Here is a 19,055-nt window from a genome sequence, read left to right as displayed (position 1 = left end):
CGGGCGCGGGTCGGCCGGTCCGGGGGTGCGGTCGACCCATTCACCTCGCCCTTTGGGCAGCCCAAAGGCGCATCGAGTCGCGTGCCCGTTGCCTATTCTGGCCCGTCGTGGAGCTTCGGGTGCTCGGACCGGTCGAGCTGCACGCCGGTGGGCAGGCCCTGAAGGCCGGCCGGCCCCAGAGCAGCAGGTCCTGCTGGCGGCCCTGGCCGTGGAGGCCGGGCGGCTGGTCTCCGCGGAGACCCTGATGGAGCGGGTGGCCGGTGCGGCGCCGCACCGCAGCGGGGCGCAACTGCTGCACACGCACGTCACCCGGACCCGGCGGATGCTCGAGCAGGCGCACGCGGCGGACGCCGAACCGGTGCGGCTGACCCGGCGCGCCGGCGGCTACGTGCTGGAGTTCCCGCCGCACCGGGTCGACGTGCACCGGTTCCACCAGCTGGTCCGCCGGGCGCGCGGCGACCATCCGGTGCACGCCCGCGCCGGGCTGCTGCGCGAGGCGCTGGACCTGTGGCGGGGCGAGCCGCTGGGCGGGCTGTCCGGCGCCTGGGTCGAGAGCACCCGCGAGGTGTGGCTCCAGCAGCGGCTCGCTGCGGTGATCGCGTGGGCGGACGCCACGATCGGGGCGGGCGAGCCGGCCACCGCGATCGGGCCGCTGGTGCAGGAGCTGGCCGAACACCGGCTGGCCGAGCCGCTGGTGGCGCTGCTGATGCGGGCGCTGGCGGCCACCGGCCGGGCGGCCGAGGCGCTGGAGCACTACGCGGCGTTGCGGGAGCGATTAGCCGAGGAGCTGGGCGCCGACCGGGCCCCGAGCTCCAGGCGATGCACCAGGGAATCCTGCGCGGCGAGCACCCGGTCCTCGCGCCTGCGGCGCCGGGGCCGCCCGCCGCCCGGCCCGCGCCGGCCAGGCCGGTGGTGCCGGCGCAGCTCCCGGCGGACGTACGGCTGTTCACCGGCCGCGCCGACGAGTCCGCGCAGCTCGACGAGATCTTCGACGCCGGGGGCGGCACCGGCGAGATGCGGATCGCGGTCATCACCGGTACCGCCGGGGTGGCAAGCCCAAATCCAGAATGTGACACAGTGAGCACAGCGCCACGCTGGTAGCGCGGTTCGCGCGGCGCGAGGGTTAGCGAGCGGGAGTCACCCGCGCAGATGCGCGAGCCTGCCGCGCAACGACTCGGGCGTGATGTGCTCACTGGGCAGCCATCGGTACCCGCTGACCTCCGCCGCTTGCAGGCTCAACGGACCAGTAGTGGGCTCCCGCAACCTGAAAGCGTGGCGCAGATCGAAGTGCAGATGCTGGGGCTCGGGCTTGTGAGGATTGGCCGGGATCGCGTGAACGTCAATGTCGATGGGCACGTCGTCATCGAGGGGGCTGACCAGATCGGCCGCGATGCCGGTCTCCTCGCTGAGTTCCCGCAGGGCGGCATCGCACAGCGTCGTGTCTTCGGGTTCCAGGTGCCCGCCGGGGCGCAGCCACGCGCCGAGGGCGTTGTGGCGGATGTGCAGGACGCGCCAACTCGCGTCGATGAGCACCACGGAGCACGTCACATGTTGGTCGTGGACGACGCCGGGCGTGTGCTCCTGCAACAACGCTCAGACTCAGGCAACTGGTCATTGCCGGGCGGGATCATGGAGATCGGCGAGACACTCGGCGCGGCCGTCGTGCGCGAGACAGCCGAAGAAACCGGTCTCGATGTCGAACTGACCGGCATCCTCGGTATCTACACCGACCCCGGCCACGTGATCGCCTACGCGGACGGCGAGGTCAGGCAAGAGTTCGTCGTCGCGTTCACGGCGCGCGTGGTTGCCGGGGAGTTGCGGGTCAGTGACGAGTCGACAGACGTTCGGTTCGTCGAGCCCGGCGAGATCCCCAGTCTCCCGATGCACGAGTCGGTGCGGCTCAGGCTCGCGCACTGGCAGGAAGGACGCGGGACGCCGTACATCGGATAGCGCGGGGAGGCGTCGGGCACGGTCGATGTTCGCGCCCGCAGCCTCGGCGAGCAGGGCATCCCTGCGGGGTCCGGTTCGTCGGGGAAGGTGGCCTTCATCCTCATTCCGTAGACCTCACTGGATCTGGGTGGTGCCGGCGCTGGCGGCGTTCACCGCCCGGGCCCGGTCGGCTCGGAGCCGGGTCGGCCTCGCCGCGGTCGCGCTGACCTGGCTCGTCTTCGTGGCGAGCACCGCCTGGGTGTTCGCCGGTTCCGCCGGCCGCGACGCCGGCCCCCTCGGCCTGGGCCTGCTGTACGGCAACCTGTACGTGCTGGTCGGCCTCGCGTTCCTCGGCCACGTCGCGGTCTGGCACCCGGCGCCCGCCGTGGACCCGGTCATCGCCGAACCTCCGGCGTCGCTGGTGTCGCCACCGTAGCCTTCCGGTTCCGGAACTTTCGGTGACAGCGGCCCCGATGTCGATCAGCGGCGACGCGGCCACCGGCGAATTCCTCGATCTCCACCCGATCGACAGGGCATCTGGCCAGGCCAGACAGATTCTCGCGGGACCCGGGCCGAGCTGAGACTTTCACCGACCTTCCGGAAATCGTTGACAACCCCACCCGGTCGACCAATACTTCCAACATCGATGAACGTCAACGGCAGCCGCCCGGGCCACGGCCCCCAACCCGGCTCCCCGGTCCCCGACCGGGCAACCGGCGTGGCCACGTCGGCGCCCGCAACGCATCGAGTCGTGTCACGCAGGCGTGGCCCCGGGCCACGCCGCAACGAGAGGACGCGCGCGCATGAAAGACGCCCCCACCCACCCGCGCCGTGGGCGCAGCCGCATGAGACTAGTCGTCAGCGGCGCCTCCGCCGTCGTGCTGGCCCTGGCCTCGGTGGCCGTGGCCGGAACGGCCCACGCCGAAGCCGACCGGACGGTCACGTCGAACACGACGGGCACCCACAACGGCTACTTCTTCTCCTACTGGAAGGACAACGGCAACGTCACCATGACGCTCGGAGCCGGCGGCTCCTACAGCGTCCAGTGGAGCAACATGAACAACATGGTGGTCGGCAAGGGCTGGAACCCCGGCTCGAGCCACACCGTGAACTACTCGGGCTCCTTCAGCCCGAACGGCAACGGGTACCTCGCGCTGTACGGGTGGACCCGCAACCCGCTCATCGAGTACTACGTCGTCGAGAACTTCGGCAGCTACAACCCCAGCTCGGGCGCCACCCGGCTGGGCTCCGTCACCACCGACGGCAGCACCTACGACATCTACCGCACGCAGCGGGTCAACCAGCCCTCCATCGAGGGCACCGCGACGTTCTACCAGTACTGGAGCGTCCGGCAGTCGCACCGCAGCAGCGGCACCATCACCACCGCCAACCACTTCAACGCCTGGAAGAACCTCGGCCTGAACCTCGGCAACCACGACTACCAGATCATGGCTACCGAGGGCTACCAGAGCAGCGGCAGCTCCAACATCACCGTGAGCGAGGGCTCCGGCGGCAACCCGCAGCCCACCAACCCGCAGCCGACGAACCCACAGCCGACGAACCCGCCGACGACGAACCCGCCCCCGCAGGGTGGCGGAGCCTGCAAGGTCACCGATTCGGTCAACTCGTGGAACAACGGGCTCACCGACAACATCACCATCACCAACACCAGCAACAGCACCATCAACGGCTGGTCGTTGAAGTTCACCCTGGGCTCCGGCCAGACCATCACCTCTGGCTGGAACGCCAACTACTCACCGACCAGTGGCCAGGTGACCGCCACCAACGTGAGCTTCAACTCCTCCATCCCGCCGGGCGGCAACGTACAGATCGGCTTCCAGGCCACGCACAACGGGAACGGCGCCGCGCCGACCGGGTACAGCCTCAACGGCACCGCATGTAGCCGGTAGTTCCCGCACCTGACAGGTAAGTTCCCCGCAGTGCCGGGTCCGGTTCTCCGGATCCGGCACTGCGCATGTCCGGCCAGCCGCCCAGGGGACCACAGCGCAGCGCCACCGTCCGAATCAGTCGCGCATCCGGCCGCTGCTGCCGGCCATGACGACCGGTCTGAGGTCCGGCGGGAGCGAGTCGCGCACCTTCGCCATCACGCCGCCCGTGGTCGCCTCGCGGAGCACCTCACACACCACCCGCGCCACGAAAATCGCCCCCGGCCCGTCGTAACCGGACTTCTCGCTCACCCGGTCGGCGAAACCGTTGCGGTCGAAGTGCTCGCCGGTCCCATCCCGGTCCGGCCGCTCGGTGCGCCGCAGGTGCTCGCCGATCTCCCGGGGTAGCTGCGAGGCCAGGTTGCCCGTCAGCCCGTCCGGGATGCGCTCGCCGATCGCCTCCAGCACCGCCCGGGTCACCCGCTCCGCGTCTCCCCGGCTACCCAGGCGGGCACGCGCCTGCACCTGCCCGATGAACTCGTCGTGTTGCACGGTTATCACCTCCACGCGGTGGCCGTAGAGAAATCCCGTACCCCACGACGGCACGCCCATGCCCAACCACCAGCCACGCGGCAGGTGAGTCTGACCGACTCCTACGCCGATTTCTAGCTCTCGCGATCCCGCGCCGTGCGGCGCCGAGCGCCTCCGCAGCGCCTAACCGAGTGCGGCCGAGTCGCGCCGCACCGGCCGCGCCGGCGGGCACCGGCGGGACGCCGTCCACGGGAGGCAAGGCGACGACGCACCGGTTACTCGAACAGCGAGCCGCCATCCACATTCAACGAGGCCCCGTAGACGAACGAGGCGGCCGGTGAGCTGAGGAACAGCACCGCGGCAGCCATCTCGTCGGCGCGGCCCATCCGGCCGATCGGCAGGCCGGCGTCGATCCGCGCGCAGCTCATCGCTGATCGATTGGTGCATGGGCGTGTCGGACGGGCCGGGGGTGCGGGCGTAGACGCGCACACCGGACCGGGCGAACTCCCTGGCCAGCGACTTCACCATGGACAACTCACCGGCGCCTTGGCGGCGGCGTAGGCGGCTCAGCGATCAGACCGCCCCCGCCGCGCTTGCCCGCGTCGGAGCCGACCACCACGGCCGTGCCACTGCGCCGAGGCAGCATCGGACGGTCATTCAACCTCCCTGCTCAGTCGAGCGGGGCGAGCACGCAGATCGTGTCGCCGAACAGCGATGGGATCAGCAGCGCGCCGGTAGCGGTGAGTCCCGCGTGCGACGGCATGTGCAATCGCTGCGGGTCCTCGACCACGACGTCGACGGAACCATCCGGCGTGACCGCGACCACCCGCGACGTGCGGGTCAGCGCGACGTACACCCTTCCGTCCGGCGCCACGCTGAGCCCGTCCGGCCCGGACGCCAGGCCGTCGGCGATCACCCGCCCCGCGCCCAGCTCGCCCGGTCCGGTCACCGGGAACGACACGAGGGCGTCATCCCGGGTCAGCCCCACATACAGCCGCCGGCCATCCGGGGCCAGTCCGATGCCGTTGGGGAACACCAGGCCGGTTGCGGCAACCAGACCCAGGCCCCGGTCGAGGTCGACGTAGAGGACGGCGCCCGTGGCCTCGCCCGCGGTGGCGCTGCCGGAGTCGGTGAACCACACGCCGCCGGCCGGGTCCACGACGCACCCGTTGGGCCGCCGCAACCGCCATCCGCCCACTTGGAGGATCGTGGAAACGGTCCGGCCGTCCGGGTTCAGCCGTACGAGGGCGCCCCTGGTGCTGTCGCACGCGACGAGGTCGCCACCGGGAAGAAACGCCAAGCCCAGGACCCGGCCCCCGGTGTCCGAGAAGATCTCCTGATCGCCCCGGGGTGACACCCGCACGATCGGGCCGGGCGAGAGATAGTGCGCGGTGCCTGTGCCGGTGTACACCCAGCCGCCCGGACCGGGTACAGCCGTCTCCGGGTGCGGCACACCGGCCACCAGGACCCGCAGCTGAGCGGTCACGCCGTACCCCCAGCCCGCCGGTAGCCCCGGTTCATCACCGACCGAGTACGCCTGCGCGCTCAGTCCACCATCGACAGCCAGCACGCGACCGGTGACGTAGGACGCGGCGGGCGAGGCCAGGAACGCCACGGCCGGCGGCGTCACCCTGACGCCACCGGACCGGCACGCGGCGCGGTAGTCCACACGCTACGGCTGGGCGGGTTCCAGCCTGCCGTCGACCCGGCGGGCGATCGCGGTGAAGTCGTCCCTGAGTTCCTCGGGCAGCACCCACTCCGGGGCGTCCTGCCAGGCGAGCGGGCGGAGGAATCGTCGGATCGACGTCGCACCCACGGAGGTGTGCACCGTGTTGGTCGACGGCCAGGGCCCACCGTGGTGCTGCGCCCACGAGACGCGGACGCCGGTGGGGTAGCCGTCGAAGACGATGCGACCCGAGCGCGCGGCGAGCGCGTCGACCAGCCGGCGGAGCGCGGCGTCGTCGTCCTCCGGCCCGCTGTGGACGGAGCCGGTGAGCGAGGGCGGGACGGTCGCGAGCGCCGCATCGAGTTCGACGTCCTCGCGGTAGCGGACCACCACCATGAGCGGGCCGAAGCACTCGTCGGCGAGCTCGGCGGTCAGCTCCGCCGGACCGATCTCCAGCAGGGTCGGCGCGACGGTGAAACCGGGGTCGGGGCCGACCTCGGGGCGCGCCGAGACGCGGGCGCCGGCGCGTTCGAACGCCGCCGCCCGGGTGACGAACGCGTCGCGGATGCGCTCGTTCAGCAGGACCGCACCACCGGCCGAGGCGACCCGCGCGCGCAGCGCCTCGAGCAGGCGGTCGCCGCCCGGGTCGGCGGGGATGAACGCCAGCCCGGGCTTGGTGCACAGCTGGCCGCCCGAGCCGGTGAACGAGGCGAACAGCCCGTCGGCGATCTGGTCCCCGCGGGCGGCCGCCGCCCCGGGCCGGACGACGATCGGGTTCACGCTGCTCAGTTCGGCGTACAGGGGAATGGGTTCGGCCCGTTCGTCGATGGCGGCCTGGATGGCCCGGGCGGCGCCGATGGAGCCGGTCAGCGCGGCCGCGCGGATGGCGGGGTGGCGTACCAGCGCCCGGCCCGCCGGCTCCCCGTACCCGGCCGCGATCACACCGTCGGGCCCGCTCATCCCGCGGATGGCCGCCCCGATCGCCGCCGCGGACGCGTGCGAGGTCAGCGGATGCGACGGGTGGGCCTTCACCACGACGGGGCAGCCGGCCGCGAGCGCGGCGGCGGTGTCACCACCGGCGACCGAGAAGGCGAACGGGAAGTTGCTGGCGCCGAAGACGGCGACCGGCCCCAGCGGTACGAGCATCCGGCGCACGTCCGGTCCCCGCCCGAGCGGCGTGTCGGCGGCGTGGTCGATGGCCGCCTCGACGTAGTCGCCGTCGCGCAGCACGTCCGCGAACATCCGGAACTGGACCGCCGCCCGGGTCAGTTCCTGGTCGAGTCGTGGGTGGCTGAGCCCGGTCTCCGACTCGGCGGCCGCGACCAGGGCGGTGCGGCGGGACTCCAGCGCATCGGCGATCGCGTCGAGCAGCCCGGCGCGGCCGAGCCGGCCCAGGCCGGACAGCCACTGCGCCGCCCCGGACGCCTGGGCAGCGATCGCCGCCACCCGGGCGTCGTCGGTCTCGGTGAGGTCGGTTTCGCGGCGTCGGCCGTCCCTCGGATCGACCGTGGTGACCACGTTCACAGCATTTCCCTCCTGCCACGATTGGGGCGCACGGGCCGTCACTCGCCCGGGCGGACGACGGCCTTGAGCGTCCGCGGGTCCGTCGTGGCGGTCAGCGCCGCCTCGACGTCGGCCAAGCCGTGCTGGCTGGTGACCATGGAGTCGAGGTCCACCCGGCCGGAGGCGGCGAGTTCGATCGCGAGCGGCCAGGTGTTCGCGTACCGGAAGACGCCGGTCAGCACCAGCTCCCGGTTCTGGATCCGGGACGCCGGCAGCGTGACGTCGTCCGCACCCATGCCGACCAGCACGATCCGCCCGGCCGGCTTGACCGCCATCACCCCGGCCCGGACCGCCGGTTCCGCGCCGCTGGCGTCGATGAACGCGTCGACCTCCAGGTCCAATGTGGCGATGTCCTGCGCGGTCGGGTCGATGACCCGGCTGGCACCGTAGCGCAGCGCCGCCTCCCGGCGGCCGGCGGCCACGTCGGAGACGATGACCTCGGCGGCGCCGAACGCCCGCGCCACCTGCGTGATGATCACGCCGATCGGCCCGGCGCCGGCCACCAGGATCCGCGAGCCCGGCCCGGTGCCCGCCTTGCGGTTGCTCCAGATGCCCACCGACAGCGGCTCGCACAGGGCGGCGGCCTCCAGGCTCATCGAATCCGGGATCGGGAACGCGTAGTCCGCCTGGATCGACTGGTACTCCGCGAACGCGCCGTCGATCGGCGGCGTGGCGTAGAACTCGATGGACGGGCAGAGGTTGTACCGGCCGTGCCGGCACTGCTCGCACACCCGGCAGGCGCGCTGCGGTTCGATCGCCACCCGTTGGCCGATGCGGTCCGCCGGCACTCCGGAGCCGACCGCCACGATGGTCCCGGCCGCCTCGTGGCCGAGGATCATCGGCGAGGTGAGCACGAAGTCACCGATCCGGCCGTGCTGGAAGTAGTGCACGTCCGACCCGCAGACCCCCACCGAGGCGATCCGCACCAACACCTGGTCCGCGGCCGGCTCCGGGACCCGCACCTCCTCCACCCGGAGGCGGCCCTTCGCCACCAGAACGCTCGCCCGCATGGTCTCGGCGGTCACGCTGAACTCCTCTCTGACGGGTGGACGACGGCGTGCGCGACGCGCCGATCGGCCACGGTGACCCGGTGAACGCCACCGACGAGGTCGGCGGTGACGGTAGCGACCACATCCCGGACCGAACGGCGCACCGACACCTCGATCGCGCCGGGTTCCACGATGCGCACACCCGCCGGGCCGGTGAAGGCGAAGCGCCGGGCGGGAACGGTGAACTCGACCCGGGCGCTGGCTCCCGGGTCGAGGGGCACCCGCTGGAAGGCGAGCAGCTGGGCCAGTGGCCGGGTGGCGCTGGCGTACAGGTCGCTTCCGTAGATCTGGACGACCTCCTCGCCGGCCCGCTCCCCCGTGTTGGTCACGGTGACCGCGCAGCGCAGCGACCCCGCAACGTCCACGGTGGTGTCCGAGGTGAAGTCGCGGTACTCGAACGAGGTGTACGACAGCCCGTGCCCGAACGGGAACAGCGGCTCGGTGCGCAGGTTGGAGACGGACGCGGCCTCGCCCAGCGCCGGGTGCAGGTAGCTGTACGGTTGGGCGCCGTCGACCGCCGGCAGGCTCATCGGCAACCGGCCGGAGGGGTTGACGGCACCGGACAGGATCCGGGCGATGGCTGCCGCGCCCTCCTCCCCGGGGAAGAACGCCTGGATCACCGCCGCGCCGGCGGCCGCCTCAGGCAGCACGTACCCGCGGCCGGTGACCAGCACCGCGACCACCGGGGTACCGGTGCCGGCCAGCGCCGCCAGGAACGCGGCCTGGACGCCGGGCAGCCGCAGCGACGCGGCGTCGCTGCCCTCGCCGGAGGTGCCCCGGCCGAACAGGCCGGCCCGGTCGCCGAGCACGGCGACGCAGATGTCCGCCTCGGTGGCGAGCCGCAGCGCCTCGGCGAAGCCGCCGGTGTCGGCGGTGTCCACGGTGCAGCCGCGGGCGAAGCCGACCGACGCGGTGGGGAATTCGGCGGCGATGGCGGCCCGGATGGTGGGTGCCTCGATGCCGAAGTCGGTGCCGGGATGCTGGGGCAGGACGTGGTTGGCGAACGCGTACCCGCCGAACAGGGCGTGCCGGTCGTCGGCGTTCGGGCCGACGACCGCGATGCGCAGCCCCGCGGTGGCCGGCACGGGCAGGAGATCGCCCGGGTTGGCGAGCAGGATCGCGGACTTCTCCGCGAGTTCGCGGGCCAGCGCCCGGCCGGCCGGGGGATCCAGGTCGATCCGGTCCACCTCCACCGGCCGGTAGTCCTCGTCGAGCAGGCCGAGGTCGGCCTTCTGCCGCAGCACCCGCGCCACGGCCCGGTCCACCAGCGCCTCGTCGACCCGGCCGGCGCGGACCGCCGCCGCCAGCGGGGCCAGGTACGCGACTCCGGTCGGCAGCTCGACGTCGATGCCGGCGGTCAGCGCCTGCGCGGCGGCCGCCGCGAGGTCGGGCGCGGTGCGGTGCAGGGTGTGCAGGAACGCGACGGAGAAGTAGTCGGCGACGACCGTGCCGGTGAATCCCCAGTCGTCGCGCAGCACCCCGGTGAGCAGCGCCGGGTCGGCGGCGACCGGGATGCCGTCGATTTCCGAGTAGGAGTTCATGACGGAGCCGGCGCCGCCGTCCAGGACGGCCATCTCGAACGGTTCGAGCAGGACGTCGGCGACCTCGCGGGGGCCGGCGTGCACCGGCGCGAGGTTGCGCCCGGCCCGGGAGTTGGAGTAGCCGACGAAGTGCTTGAGCGTCGCCACCACCCCCTCGGACTGCATCCCGCGAACGTAGCCGCTGCCGATCATCCCGACCAGGTACGGGTCCTCCGAGATGGTCTCCTCCACCCGCCCCCACCGCATGTCCCGTACCACGTCGAGCACGGGTGCCAGGCCCTGGTGGACGCCGAGCGCCCGCATGGTGCGGCCGATCTGCGCCCCGACGCGTTCCAGCAGCCCGGGGTCGAAGGTGGCTCCCCAGGCGGGCGGCGACGGGTAGGAGGTGGCCCGCCACGCCGCCAGCCCGGTGAGGCACTCCTCGTGCGCGATGGCCGGAATCCCGAGCCGGGTGTGGTGCACGAGCCAGCGTTGCCGTTCGGCGAGGCGGTGGGATGCCTCGACCGGGTCGACCGGGGCGGTGCCGTAGTGGCGGGTGACGTGGCCCAGGCCGTCCCGGGCGAACTCCTCGAAGCTGGGCAGCTCGCCCTGCATCGAATCCTGGAACGGCGCGACCACCTCGTCGTCCCTGGCGTCCACATCGGACCAAAGGCCGACGAGCTGGGCCAGCTTCTCGTCGAGGGTCATCGAGGCGAGCAGCGTGGCGACGCGGTCCGGCCCCGCCGGCACGGGGCCGGTCACCGGGTTACCAGTCCCTTGTAGAGGATGATGTTCGCCCACAGCCGCAGTTCGCCGGTGGACACCACGACGCTCGCCCCGGCGGCCAGGTCGTAGTACGCCCAGCGGTCCACCATCCGCGGCGGCGCCGGGTGCCCGGCCGCCGCCAGGATCTCCGCCTGGACGGCGGGCGCCGGCGTCTGCCCGCTGTCCATGAGCGCCGGCGCCAGCGCGTCGTCCAGCGGCAGGACCTCGCAGATCGCGGCGACGACCTGGGGCACGGTCGTTCCCGGGTACTCCACCGCCCGCGGGTCGAGGCGGTGCGCCGGGAAGTTCGCGTCGGCGATCAGCACGTAGTCCGAATGCCCCATCTCGTCGAGCCGCTTGAGCAGCTCGCCGGTGAGCAGCGGGTTGATGTTGAGAAGCACCACACCTCCTGGTTGCGGGTCGTCGCGCTATTCGCCGCGCAGCGCCCCGGCCGCGAGTCCCGAGACGACCCGCTCCTGGGCCACTAGATAGAACAGGATCGACGGAATGGTGGCCAGCGTCAGCGCCGCCATCATGCCCGGGATGTTCACGCTGAACTGGCCGTAGAACGCGTTGAGGCCGAGCGGCAACGGGTAGTTGGCCTGCGAGGAGAGCAGGACCAGGGCGAACACGAACTCGTTCCACACGAAGATGAACGTGATGATCGCCACGGTGGAGATCGCCGGCCCGGCGACCGGCACCACCACGTTGCGCAGGATCCGCCAGTGACCCGCGCCGTCGATCTTCGCCGCGTCGAACAGCGCCTCCGGAATCTGGCGGAAGAAGCTGGCCAGGACGAAGACGGCGATCGGCAGGTTGAACGCGATGAACGGGCCGAACAGCGCGGCGATCGAGTCGTACATCGTCAGCTGCTGGGTCAGCACGTAGATCGGGATCAGGGTGACGTGCACCGGGACCATGATCCCGGCGAGGAACAGCAGCATCATCGGCGTGTTGAGCCGGGTGCGGAAGCGCGACAGCGGGTAGGCCGCCAGGATCGCCAGGACGACCGTGCCGGTGACGGTCACCGCGGCGATCACGATGCTGTTGAGGAAGTACCGGCCGAAGTCGGCGGAGAACAGGCCCGTGAAGTTGGCCAGGGTGATCTCGCGCGGGAGCCCGAACGGGTGGTCGAGGAAGTCGCCGCGGGTCTTCAGCGAGCCGAGCAGCATGAAGACGAACGGGAACAGCGACAGCACCGCCGCGATGCTCGCGATCACCAGCCGGGCGGCGCGGGGCCACCGGGAGACCCGGAGCGGACGGTCGTCGCGGTTCGCCGGCTGCCGGCCGGTCGGGGTGCGGTCCACCACTGCGCTGGTCATCTCAACCCCTCGCCTTCTCCACGGCCTCGCGCCGGTTCGACCGGAGCAGCACGACGACGGTCAGCACGAACGTGATGAGGAACATGACCATCGCGATGGTGCTGGCGTAGCCGAGCCGGTAGTTGGTGAAGCCCTGGCGGAACATGTAGGTGGCGAGCAGTTCCGTGGAGTTGCTCGGGCCACCGTCGGTCATGATGTAGACCAGGTCGAACGCCTTGATGGATCCGGCGAGCGACAGGATGGCCGTGGTGAACAGCACCGGGCGCAGCAACGGCAGCGTGATGTGCCAGAACTTCTGCCAGCCGTCCGCGCCGTCCAGGGCCGCCGCCTCGTAGACCTCCGGATCCAGGCCCACGAGCGCGGCGACATAGATGATCATGTAGAAGGGCGCCCACTGCCAGACGTTCGCCCCGATCACCGCGAACAGCGCGGTGCTGGTCTGGCCGAGCCAGCCCTGCGCGAGGTCCTCCAGGCCGACCCCGCGCAGGAACCCGTTGATGATGCCGTAGTCCGGGCTGTAGACGAAGCGCCAGAGGATGGCCACGGCGACCGTCGACATCAGCGTCGGGATGAAGAAGACGCCCCGCCAGAGCCGACGCGCCCGCCGGGCGCTGGTGACGATGAGCGCCAGCCCCAGGCCGATCGGCAACTGGACGAAGACGCTCACCACCAACAGCACCACGGTGTTGCGCAGGGCCCGCCAGAAGATCGGGTCCCCGAACAGCTCACGGTAGTTGTCCAGGCCGACCGGGATCGACGGGCGACCCGGGCCCGCCCACGACGAGAAGCTCAGGACACCCGACTGCACCACCGGGTAGATCAGGAACACGGCGTAGACCGCGAGCGCGGGCGCGAGGAACGCCGCCCATTTCAACCGTTCACTGCGAATCATGGTGTGCCGAGTCCTCTCGTCGTGGGCCCGCGCCTACTTGTGGACCTGCTCGTACTTGGCCTGCATCTTGGCGGCCGCCTCCTGCGGGCTCAGGCTCAGGCCGAACAGGCTCTGGGTGTCCTGGAGCATCTCCGTGGTCCACTCCGGCTCCAGCACGTGGTCCGGCCACGGGGCCAGGGCGGGAGCGGCGGTGATCGCGTCCGAGACCTTCTTCACCAGCGGATCGGTGATCTCGGTCCCCTTGTAGACGGGCACCCGGCCGAGCTTGGTGATGTCCTTGGCCGAGTCCTCGTTGACCAGGTAGTACAGCAGTTCCTTGGCCTTGTCCGGGCTCTTGCTCGTGGCGGCCACCGAGTACATCGGCGCCAGGCCACCGGTCATCATGTCGCTGGTGCCCTTGGCCCCGGACCACGCCGGCACGGTGAAGAAGTCCATCTTGGACATCATCTCGGGCGCCTCCTCCTTGGCGGAGGTGAGCGTCCAGTTACCCATGTGGTTCATCGCGGCCTTGCCGGACCAGAACAGCTGCCGGGACTCACCCTTGTCGTAGTCCAGACCGTTGAAGCCCTTGTTGAACGCGCCCGCCTTGACCAGGTCGACGAGCTTCTGGTGCGCGTCGACCACGCACGGGTCGTCGAGCCGGATCTTCGGGTCGGCGGTACCGAGCGTGGCCCAGAAGTCCGGGCCGCAGGAGAGCGCCACCAGCTCCGACCACCACTGGCTACCCGGCCACTGGCTGGCGTTGGCCATCGCGATCGGGGTGTAGCCGCCCGCCTTCGTCTTGGCGATGACGTCCAGGAACTGCTCCCAGGTGGTGGGCGCGGACAGGCCCAGCTTGTCGAAGATCTCCTTGTTGTACCAGACCATCGACGCCTCGACCGCGGTGGCCAGCGCGTACTGGGTGCCGTCGACCTGGCCCTGCTGCAGCACCGCCGGGCCGAACACGTCGGCGAGCTTCTTCTGCTCCATCAGGTCGTCGACCGAGACGATGAGGTTGGACTTCTTGTACTCGATCAGGTCCGAGCCGCCCCAGTTGAAGAAGACGTCCGGCCCGTTCGCGGTGCCGAGACCGACCCGCAGCTTCGTCTTGTACTGGTCGTTGGGGGTGTCGGTCAGGTTGACCTTCCACCCCGGGTTCGCCGCCTCGAACCGCTTGGCGGCGTCCGGCACTGTCGGGTTGTCCGACAGGTACCACAGGTTGAGGGTCTGGCCGCCGTCGCTGCTGCCGGGCCCGGAGGTCCCGCATGCCGCGAGGGTGACCGCCATCGCCGCTGCCGCGGCGACCGCTAGAAAACGGTGGGCTTTCATGTGCTCGACTCCCTTGTCCCTTTCGTGGTCGGCGAGGTGGCCGTTCACATCACCGCGGACAGTTGCCACGGCACGAACTCGTTCTGCCCGTAGCCGAGCAGCTCGCTGACCGATCTCTCGCCCGAGGCGCAGGAGAGCATCCGCTGAAAGATCCGCTCCCCCACCTCGTCGACCGTGCTGAACCCGCTGACGATGTCGCCGCAGTTGATATCGATGTCTTCGCGTTGCCGAAGCCACAGCTCGTTGTTGGAGGCGAGCTTGAGGGAGGGCGTCGGCTGGCAGCCGTAGGCGGAGCCCCGGCCGGTGGTGAAACAGATCAGGTTCGCTCCCCCGGCGACCTGGCCCGTGGCCGAGACGGGGTCGAAGCCGGGCGTGTCCATGAAGACCAGCCCGTGCTCGCGCACCCGCTCGGCGTACTCGTAGACCTCCATGAGGTCGGTGCTGCCGCCCTTCGAAACGCCGCCGAGCGACTTCTCCAGGACGGTGGTCAGGCCGCCGGCCTTGTTGCCGGCGGACGGATTGTTGTTGAGCTCGGCCTGCATCCGGTGCGCGTACTCCTGCCACCACGCGAAGCGGTCCAGCAGCCGGCCGGCCACGGCCGGCGTGTGCGCGCGCCGGGCCAGCAGGTGCTCGGCGCCGTAGATCTCCGGGGTCTCCGAGAGGATCGCGGTGCCGCCGTGCCGCACCAACCGGTCGACCGCGGCGCCCAGGGCCGGGTTGGCCGTGATGCCGGAGTAGCCGTCCGATCCTCCACATTGGAGACCGACGATCAGTTCGGCGGCCGGCACCGGCACCCGGCGCACGTCGTTCACCTCCGGCAGCAGCCCGGTGACGAGCTCGATGCCGCGGCGGATGCTCTTGGCCGTGCCGCCGACGTCCTGCATGTTGAAGCCGACCACCGGCCGGTCGACGGCGCTGAGATCGACCTCCATGAGGTCCTCGAGCTGGTTGGTCTCGCAGCCGAGCCCGATCGCCACCACCGCGCCGAAGTTCGGGTGCTGGGCGTACCCGCGCAGCGTGCGCTGGAGAACCCGCAGGCCGACGCCCCGCGGGTCGACGGCGCAGCCGACCCCGTGCGTGATCGGCACGACGCCGTCGATGTTCGGGAAGTCGGCGAGCGCCTCCGGGTGGATGTCCCGGCGGAAGTGTTCGGCGATCGCCTGGACCACCGTCGCCGAGCAGTTCACGCTGCTGAGGATGCCGATGTAGTTGCGGGTCGCGGCCCGCCCGTCGGCCCGCCGGATGCCGAGGAAGGTCGCCGGCTGCGGCACGTACTCGGTCGGCCGGGCATCGACGGCCGGCGCGAACTCGCGCTCGAACTCCACCATGTCGAGGTTGTGCACGTGCACGTGGGCCCCGGGCGCGATGTCCCGGGTGGCGACGCCGATGATCTGGCCGTACCGCAGCACGCGCTCCCCGGCCGCGATGGCGCGGGTGGCGACCTTGTGGCCGGACGGGATCGGGTCCACGACGGTCACACCCTCGCCGTCCAGCCGGTCGCCCGCAGTCAGGCCGTAGCAGGCGACGACGACGTCGTCCGCCGGGTGCAGCCGGATCGTGGTGCGGCGGGACCGGGCCAGCGCCAACGGCACGGCCGCCGTGGCCGGCTGTTCGTTGCTGGCCGGCTGGGGATTCTTCGTCATTGTCCGACCTCCGGTCCGGCGGCCGCGGGACCGTCCGGCACCGCGCTCTGCTCCGCTACCGCCTGGGTGGCCAGCCGGTACGCCCGGCGGGCGCTGGTGGTGAAGACGGCCTCGTGGTGCTCCGGTGGTACGAGGGAACGGGCCATGGCCAGCCAGGCCGGGTAGTCCGCCACCGTGGTCACCACCGGCCAGTCGCTACCCCACAGCACCCGCCGCGGGCCGAACGCCTCCAGCACGGTCTCCACGTACGGTCGCAGCGCGGCGGCGTCGGTGCGGGTACCCGCCTCGGTCAGCAGCCCCGACAGCTTGCACACCACGGTCGGCGCCTCGGCCAGCCGGCGCAGGTCCGACGCCCACGGTGCGAAGGCGTCCGCGGCGATGTCGGGCTTCGCGGCGTGGTCGACCACGATCCGCAGCCCGGGGTGCCGCCGGACGACCTCCACCAGCCGGCTCAGGTGCACGGGCCGCACCAGCGCCTCGTAGACCAGGTCGGCGGACTCGATCGCGCGCAGCCCGCGCCCGACCGCGGGAGCGAGGATCCAGTCCGGGTCGGGGATCGCCTGAAGCCAGGGGCGCAGCCCGACGACACCGGGCTCCCCGGCGAGCCGCTCGACCCGCTCCGCCGCGTCGCCGGCGGCGAGGTCCGCCCAGCCGACCACACCGGCCACCAGGTCGGGGTGCGCGCGCGCCACCGACAGCACGAACTCGGTCTCGGCGTCGGTCGGCGTGGCCTGCACCAGGACGCCCGCGCGGACCGGCGTCGGCGCGGTGGCCGCCACCCAGTCGTCCACCGAGAAGGTGCGCCGCAGCGAGGCCGCCTCGCCGGCGAGCCAGTCGTAGTCCCCGCGGGCGACCTGCCACACGTGAAAGTGCGCGTCGATCATGCGTCCCGCCCCTCCCGCCGGGCGGCGACCCAGCGCTCGTCCACCAGGCCCCGGCGGGCCAGCTCGTCCCACAGCTCGCCGGGCAGCGGCAGCTTCGCCATCGCCAGCGAGTCGTCCAGCTCGGCCAGGTCGCGGGCGCCGAGCATGACGCACGCGAAGTACCCGCTGCCGGTGACGAACTGCATCGCGGCCGCCCGGAGCGGGACGCCGAGCCGGTCGCACACCTCCCGCAGCTGCCCGACCCGGTCCCGCACGTCCGCCGGCACCCGCCCATAGAGGTAGTGGTCGCCGCCGGCCAGCACGCCGGAGTTGTAGACGCCGCCGGCGATGAGCTGGACGCCACGGCGGGCGCACTCGGCGAACACCTCCGCGGACGCGGGCTGGCTCAGCAGCGTGAACCGGTTCGCGAGCAGGCAGCAGTCCAGGTCGGTGTCGGCCAGGCAGTCGGCCAGCGCCGCGATCTCGTTGACGCCCACGCCGACCGCGCGGACCACGCCGGCCCGCTTGAGTTCGGCGAGCGCCCGGTACCCGCCGGACCGCAGCTGCGCCAGGTACCCGTCATTGCGGTCGCCGTGCGTGTCCCGGCCGATGTCGTGCACGAAGACCGCGTCGACGGTGGCCGCCCCGAGGCGGTGCAGGCTGTCCTCCACCGATCGCAGGATGCCCTCGTAGCTGTAGTCGTAGACCTGGACGAACTCGCCGGCGTTGCGCCAGCCGAAGCCGTCGGGCACCTCGGGCGTGCCCGGCCAGCGGCGCGGCCGCATCAGCCGGCCGGCCTTGGTGCTGACCAGCAGCCCGTCGGTGCCGCGGGCGTGGTCGAGGAAGGCGCCCAGCCGCCGCTCGGCGGTCGAGAGCCCGTACATCGGCGCGGTGTCGAAGTAGCGGATGCCCCGCTCCAACGCGCCCCGCAGCACGGCCTGCGCCTGCTCCGCGGAGACCGGGTCGAACATGCCGCCCAGGGAGGCGGTGCCGAGCCCGAACGGCGGGAGCGCCAGCCGCCCGGCGGTCGACTCAGACGATGACACTGCGGATCACCTCGCCCCCGGTCATGGCCCGCAGGGCCTCGTTGACGTCGGCCAGCCCGACCCGCCGGGTGACCATCGAGGCGAGGTCGATCCGGCCGGCCTCGGCCAGCTCGATCAGCCGCTGCACGTCGCGGCGCACCTGCGCGTCCCCGTACTTGCCGGCGACGACGCGCTTGCCCTCGGCGAACAGGGGCAGCGCCGGGATCTCCAGCACCGCGTCGAAGGCGGGCATGCCGAGCATGATCACCGCGCCGCCGCGGCGGGCGACGGTCAGCGCCTGCCGCGTGACAGCGGGCAGGCCGGTCGCCTCGAACGCGTGGTCCACGCCGCGTCCGCCGGTGCCGGCGAGCACCGCCTCGCGGACGTCCGTCGTGGTCGGATCCACCGCGTCGGTGGCGCCGAGCGAGAGCGCGATGTCCCGCTTCCAGCCGACCGGGTCGACGGCCACGATGCGCGCGGCCCCGGCCAGCTTGGCGCCCTGCACGACGGCCTGCCCGACGCCACCGCACCCCAGCACCGCGACCGTGTCCCCCGGCTCGACGCGGGCGGTGCGCAGGACCGCGCAGATCCCGGTGGTGACGCCGCAGCCGAGCAGGGCGAGCTGGTCATCGGGCAGGTCGGACCGCACCGGCACCAGCGACGCCTCGTGGACGGTGATCCGTTCGGCGAAGGTGCCGAGCCCGAGGAAGGCGGTGGCGGTGCGGCCGTCGGGCAGGGTCGCCCGGGGCACGGTGGCCACGTCGGCCGCGAGCTGGCACAGGTTCGACTCGCCGCGCAGGCACCAGAAACACCGCCCGCAGGACGGGATGAAGCCGGTGACGACCCGGTCGCCGACCCGGACCAGCCGCACGTCGGCGCCCACCTCCACCACCGTCCCGGCCGCCTCGTGCCCGAGCAGCGCGGGCGCCGGGAACGGGCGGGCCCCGGTCACCACCGACAGGTCGCTGTGGCACACCCCGCTCGCGCCAATCGCAACGACCACATCAGACGGTCCCGGCCCGACCGGCTCGACGTCGGTCAGCTCCAGGTCACGGTCCACACCCACGAAGACGGCTCCGCGCATCGCTCCTCC

General features: G+C 72.0%; 19 protein-coding genes. 4 read left to right on the top strand and 15 right to left on the bottom strand.

The genetic code is table 11. The features are described 5' to 3' along the window. Nucleotides 1–25 precede the first annotated feature (25 nt). Complete coding sequence (locus KJS59_RS25835) at nucleotides 26–1,081, top strand: AfsR/SARP family transcriptional regulator (protein WP_283775883.1); 1,056 nt, start codon at nucleotides 26–28, stop codon at nucleotides 1,079–1,081. A gap of 56 nt (nucleotides 1,082–1,137) precedes the next feature. Here the strand turns inward: KJS59_RS25835 and KJS59_RS31465 are convergent, their stop codons facing one another. Then, complete coding sequence (locus tag KJS59_RS31465) at nucleotides 1,138–1,533, bottom strand: NUDIX domain-containing protein (RefSeq protein ID WP_249714889.1); 396 nt, start codon at nucleotides 1,531–1,533, stop codon at nucleotides 1,138–1,140. A 15-nt stretch (nucleotides 1,534–1,548) separates the two neighbouring features. On the opposite strand from KJS59_RS31465, the gene KJS59_RS31460 reads away from it, so the two are divergent. From KJS59_RS31460 to KJS59_RS25820, 3 genes are all read left to right on the top strand, one after another. After that, nucleotides 1,549–1,950: an NUDIX domain-containing protein gene (locus KJS59_RS31460; RefSeq protein WP_249714888.1), complete on the top strand. Its 402-nt coding sequence runs from the start codon at nucleotides 1,549–1,551 to the stop codon at nucleotides 1,948–1,950. A gap of 130 nt (nucleotides 1,951–2,080) precedes the next feature. Beyond that, nucleotides 2,081–2,365, top strand: coding sequence for a hypothetical protein (locus KJS59_RS25825; RefSeq protein WP_213455619.1), 285 nt, complete (start codon nucleotides 2,081–2,083; stop codon nucleotides 2,363–2,365). Between the two features lie 409 nt (nucleotides 2,366–2,774). After that, nucleotides 2,775–3,839 carry a glycoside hydrolase family 11 protein gene (locus tag KJS59_RS25820; protein ID WP_213455617.1) on the top strand — a complete coding sequence of 355 codons (1,065 nt, stop codon included), beginning with the start codon at nucleotides 2,775–2,777 and terminating at the stop codon, nucleotides 3,837–3,839. A gap of 114 nt (nucleotides 3,840–3,953) precedes the next feature. Here KJS59_RS25820 and KJS59_RS25815 read toward each other — a convergent pair whose 3' ends face one another. The 14 genes from KJS59_RS25815 to KJS59_RS25750 all read right to left on the bottom strand — a co-directional run bounded on the left by KJS59_RS25815 (nucleotide 3,954) and on the right by KJS59_RS25750 (nucleotide 19,046). Next, nucleotides 3,954–4,367 carry a DUF2267 domain-containing protein gene (locus KJS59_RS25815; RefSeq protein WP_213455615.1) on the bottom strand — a complete coding sequence of 138 codons (414 nt, stop codon included), beginning with the start codon at nucleotides 4,365–4,367 and terminating at the stop codon, nucleotides 3,954–3,956. 254 nt (nucleotides 4,368–4,621) lie between these two features. Next, nucleotides 4,622–4,774, bottom strand: coding sequence for an SDR family oxidoreductase (locus KJS59_RS25810; protein WP_213455613.1), 153 nt, complete (start codon nucleotides 4,772–4,774; stop codon nucleotides 4,622–4,624). 242 nt (nucleotides 4,775–5,016) lie between these two features. Continuing rightward, the gene (locus KJS59_RS25805) at nucleotides 5,017–5,976 is read right to left on the bottom strand and encodes an SMP-30/gluconolactonase/LRE family protein (protein ID WP_213455611.1); all 960 of its coding nucleotides are present in this window, start codon (nucleotides 5,974–5,976) and stop codon (nucleotides 5,017–5,019) included. Nucleotides 5,977–6,018: 42 nt separating this feature from the next. Continuing rightward, complete coding sequence (locus KJS59_RS25800; protein ID WP_213455610.1) at nucleotides 6,019–7,578, bottom strand: aldehyde dehydrogenase family protein; 1,560 nt, start codon at nucleotides 7,576–7,578, stop codon at nucleotides 6,019–6,021. Next, nucleotides 7,575–8,600 (bottom strand): NAD(P)-dependent alcohol dehydrogenase, encoded by a 1,026-nt coding sequence (locus tag KJS59_RS25795; protein WP_213455609.1) that lies wholly within the window; start codon nucleotides 8,598–8,600, stop codon nucleotides 7,575–7,577. The genes KJS59_RS25800 and KJS59_RS25795 overlap by 4 nt, the downstream gene beginning before the upstream one ends. Continuing rightward, nucleotides 8,597–10,906: a beta-xylosidase/alpha-l-arabinosidase gene (locus KJS59_RS25790; RefSeq protein WP_249714884.1), complete on the bottom strand. Its 2,310-nt coding sequence runs from the start codon at nucleotides 10,904–10,906 to the stop codon at nucleotides 8,597–8,599. The genes KJS59_RS25795 and KJS59_RS25790 overlap by 4 nt, the downstream gene beginning before the upstream one ends. After that, nucleotides 10,903–11,310: an RbsD/FucU family protein gene (locus tag KJS59_RS25785; protein WP_213455608.1), complete on the bottom strand. Its 408-nt coding sequence runs from the start codon at nucleotides 11,308–11,310 to the stop codon at nucleotides 10,903–10,905. Before KJS59_RS25785 ends, KJS59_RS25790 begins: the two co-directional genes overlap by 4 nt. 27 nt (nucleotides 11,311–11,337) lie before the next feature. Further along, nucleotides 11,338–12,231 (bottom strand): carbohydrate ABC transporter permease, encoded by an 894-nt coding sequence (locus tag KJS59_RS25780; protein ID WP_213455607.1) that lies wholly within the window; start codon nucleotides 12,229–12,231, stop codon nucleotides 11,338–11,340. Between the two features lies 1 nt (nucleotide 12,232). After that, a complete protein-coding gene (locus KJS59_RS25775; protein WP_213455605.1) occupies nucleotides 12,233–13,123 on the bottom strand; it encodes a carbohydrate ABC transporter permease in 891 nt (296 codons plus the stop codon). A 33-nt stretch (nucleotides 13,124–13,156) separates the two neighbouring features. Next, the gene (locus tag KJS59_RS25770) at nucleotides 13,157–14,431 is read right to left on the bottom strand and encodes an extracellular solute-binding protein (protein ID WP_213455603.1); all 1,275 of its coding nucleotides are present in this window, start codon (nucleotides 14,429–14,431) and stop codon (nucleotides 13,157–13,159) included. Between the two features lie 44 nt (nucleotides 14,432–14,475). Continuing rightward, nucleotides 14,476–16,074 carry a UxaA family hydrolase gene (locus KJS59_RS25765; RefSeq protein WP_213455601.1) on the bottom strand — a complete coding sequence of 533 codons (1,599 nt, stop codon included), beginning with the start codon at nucleotides 16,072–16,074 and terminating at the stop codon, nucleotides 14,476–14,478. After that, complete coding sequence (locus KJS59_RS25760) at nucleotides 16,071–16,958, bottom strand: amidohydrolase family protein (protein WP_213455599.1); 888 nt, start codon at nucleotides 16,956–16,958, stop codon at nucleotides 16,071–16,073. The genes KJS59_RS25765 and KJS59_RS25760 overlap by 4 nt, the downstream gene beginning before the upstream one ends. After that, entirely contained in the window at nucleotides 16,955–17,983 is a 1,029-nt protein-coding gene (locus tag KJS59_RS25755) for an aldo/keto reductase (protein ID WP_213455597.1), read from the bottom strand. Before KJS59_RS25755 ends, KJS59_RS25760 begins: the two co-directional genes overlap by 4 nt. Next, nucleotides 17,970–19,046 carry a Zn-dependent alcohol dehydrogenase gene (locus tag KJS59_RS25750; protein ID WP_213455595.1) on the bottom strand — a complete coding sequence of 359 codons (1,077 nt, stop codon included), beginning with the start codon at nucleotides 19,044–19,046 and terminating at the stop codon, nucleotides 17,970–17,972. Before KJS59_RS25750 ends, KJS59_RS25755 begins: the two co-directional genes overlap by 14 nt. Nucleotides 19,047–19,055: the final 9 nt, after the last annotated feature.

Source organism: Rhizomonospora bruguierae (assembly GCF_018397995.1).
Taxonomy (GTDB): domain Bacteria; phylum Actinomycetota; class Actinomycetes; order Mycobacteriales; family Micromonosporaceae; genus Rhizomonospora; species Rhizomonospora bruguierae.
The sequence above is the reverse complement of the archived record's forward strand: the minus strand, read 5'-3'. Positions and strand labels throughout refer to the sequence as shown.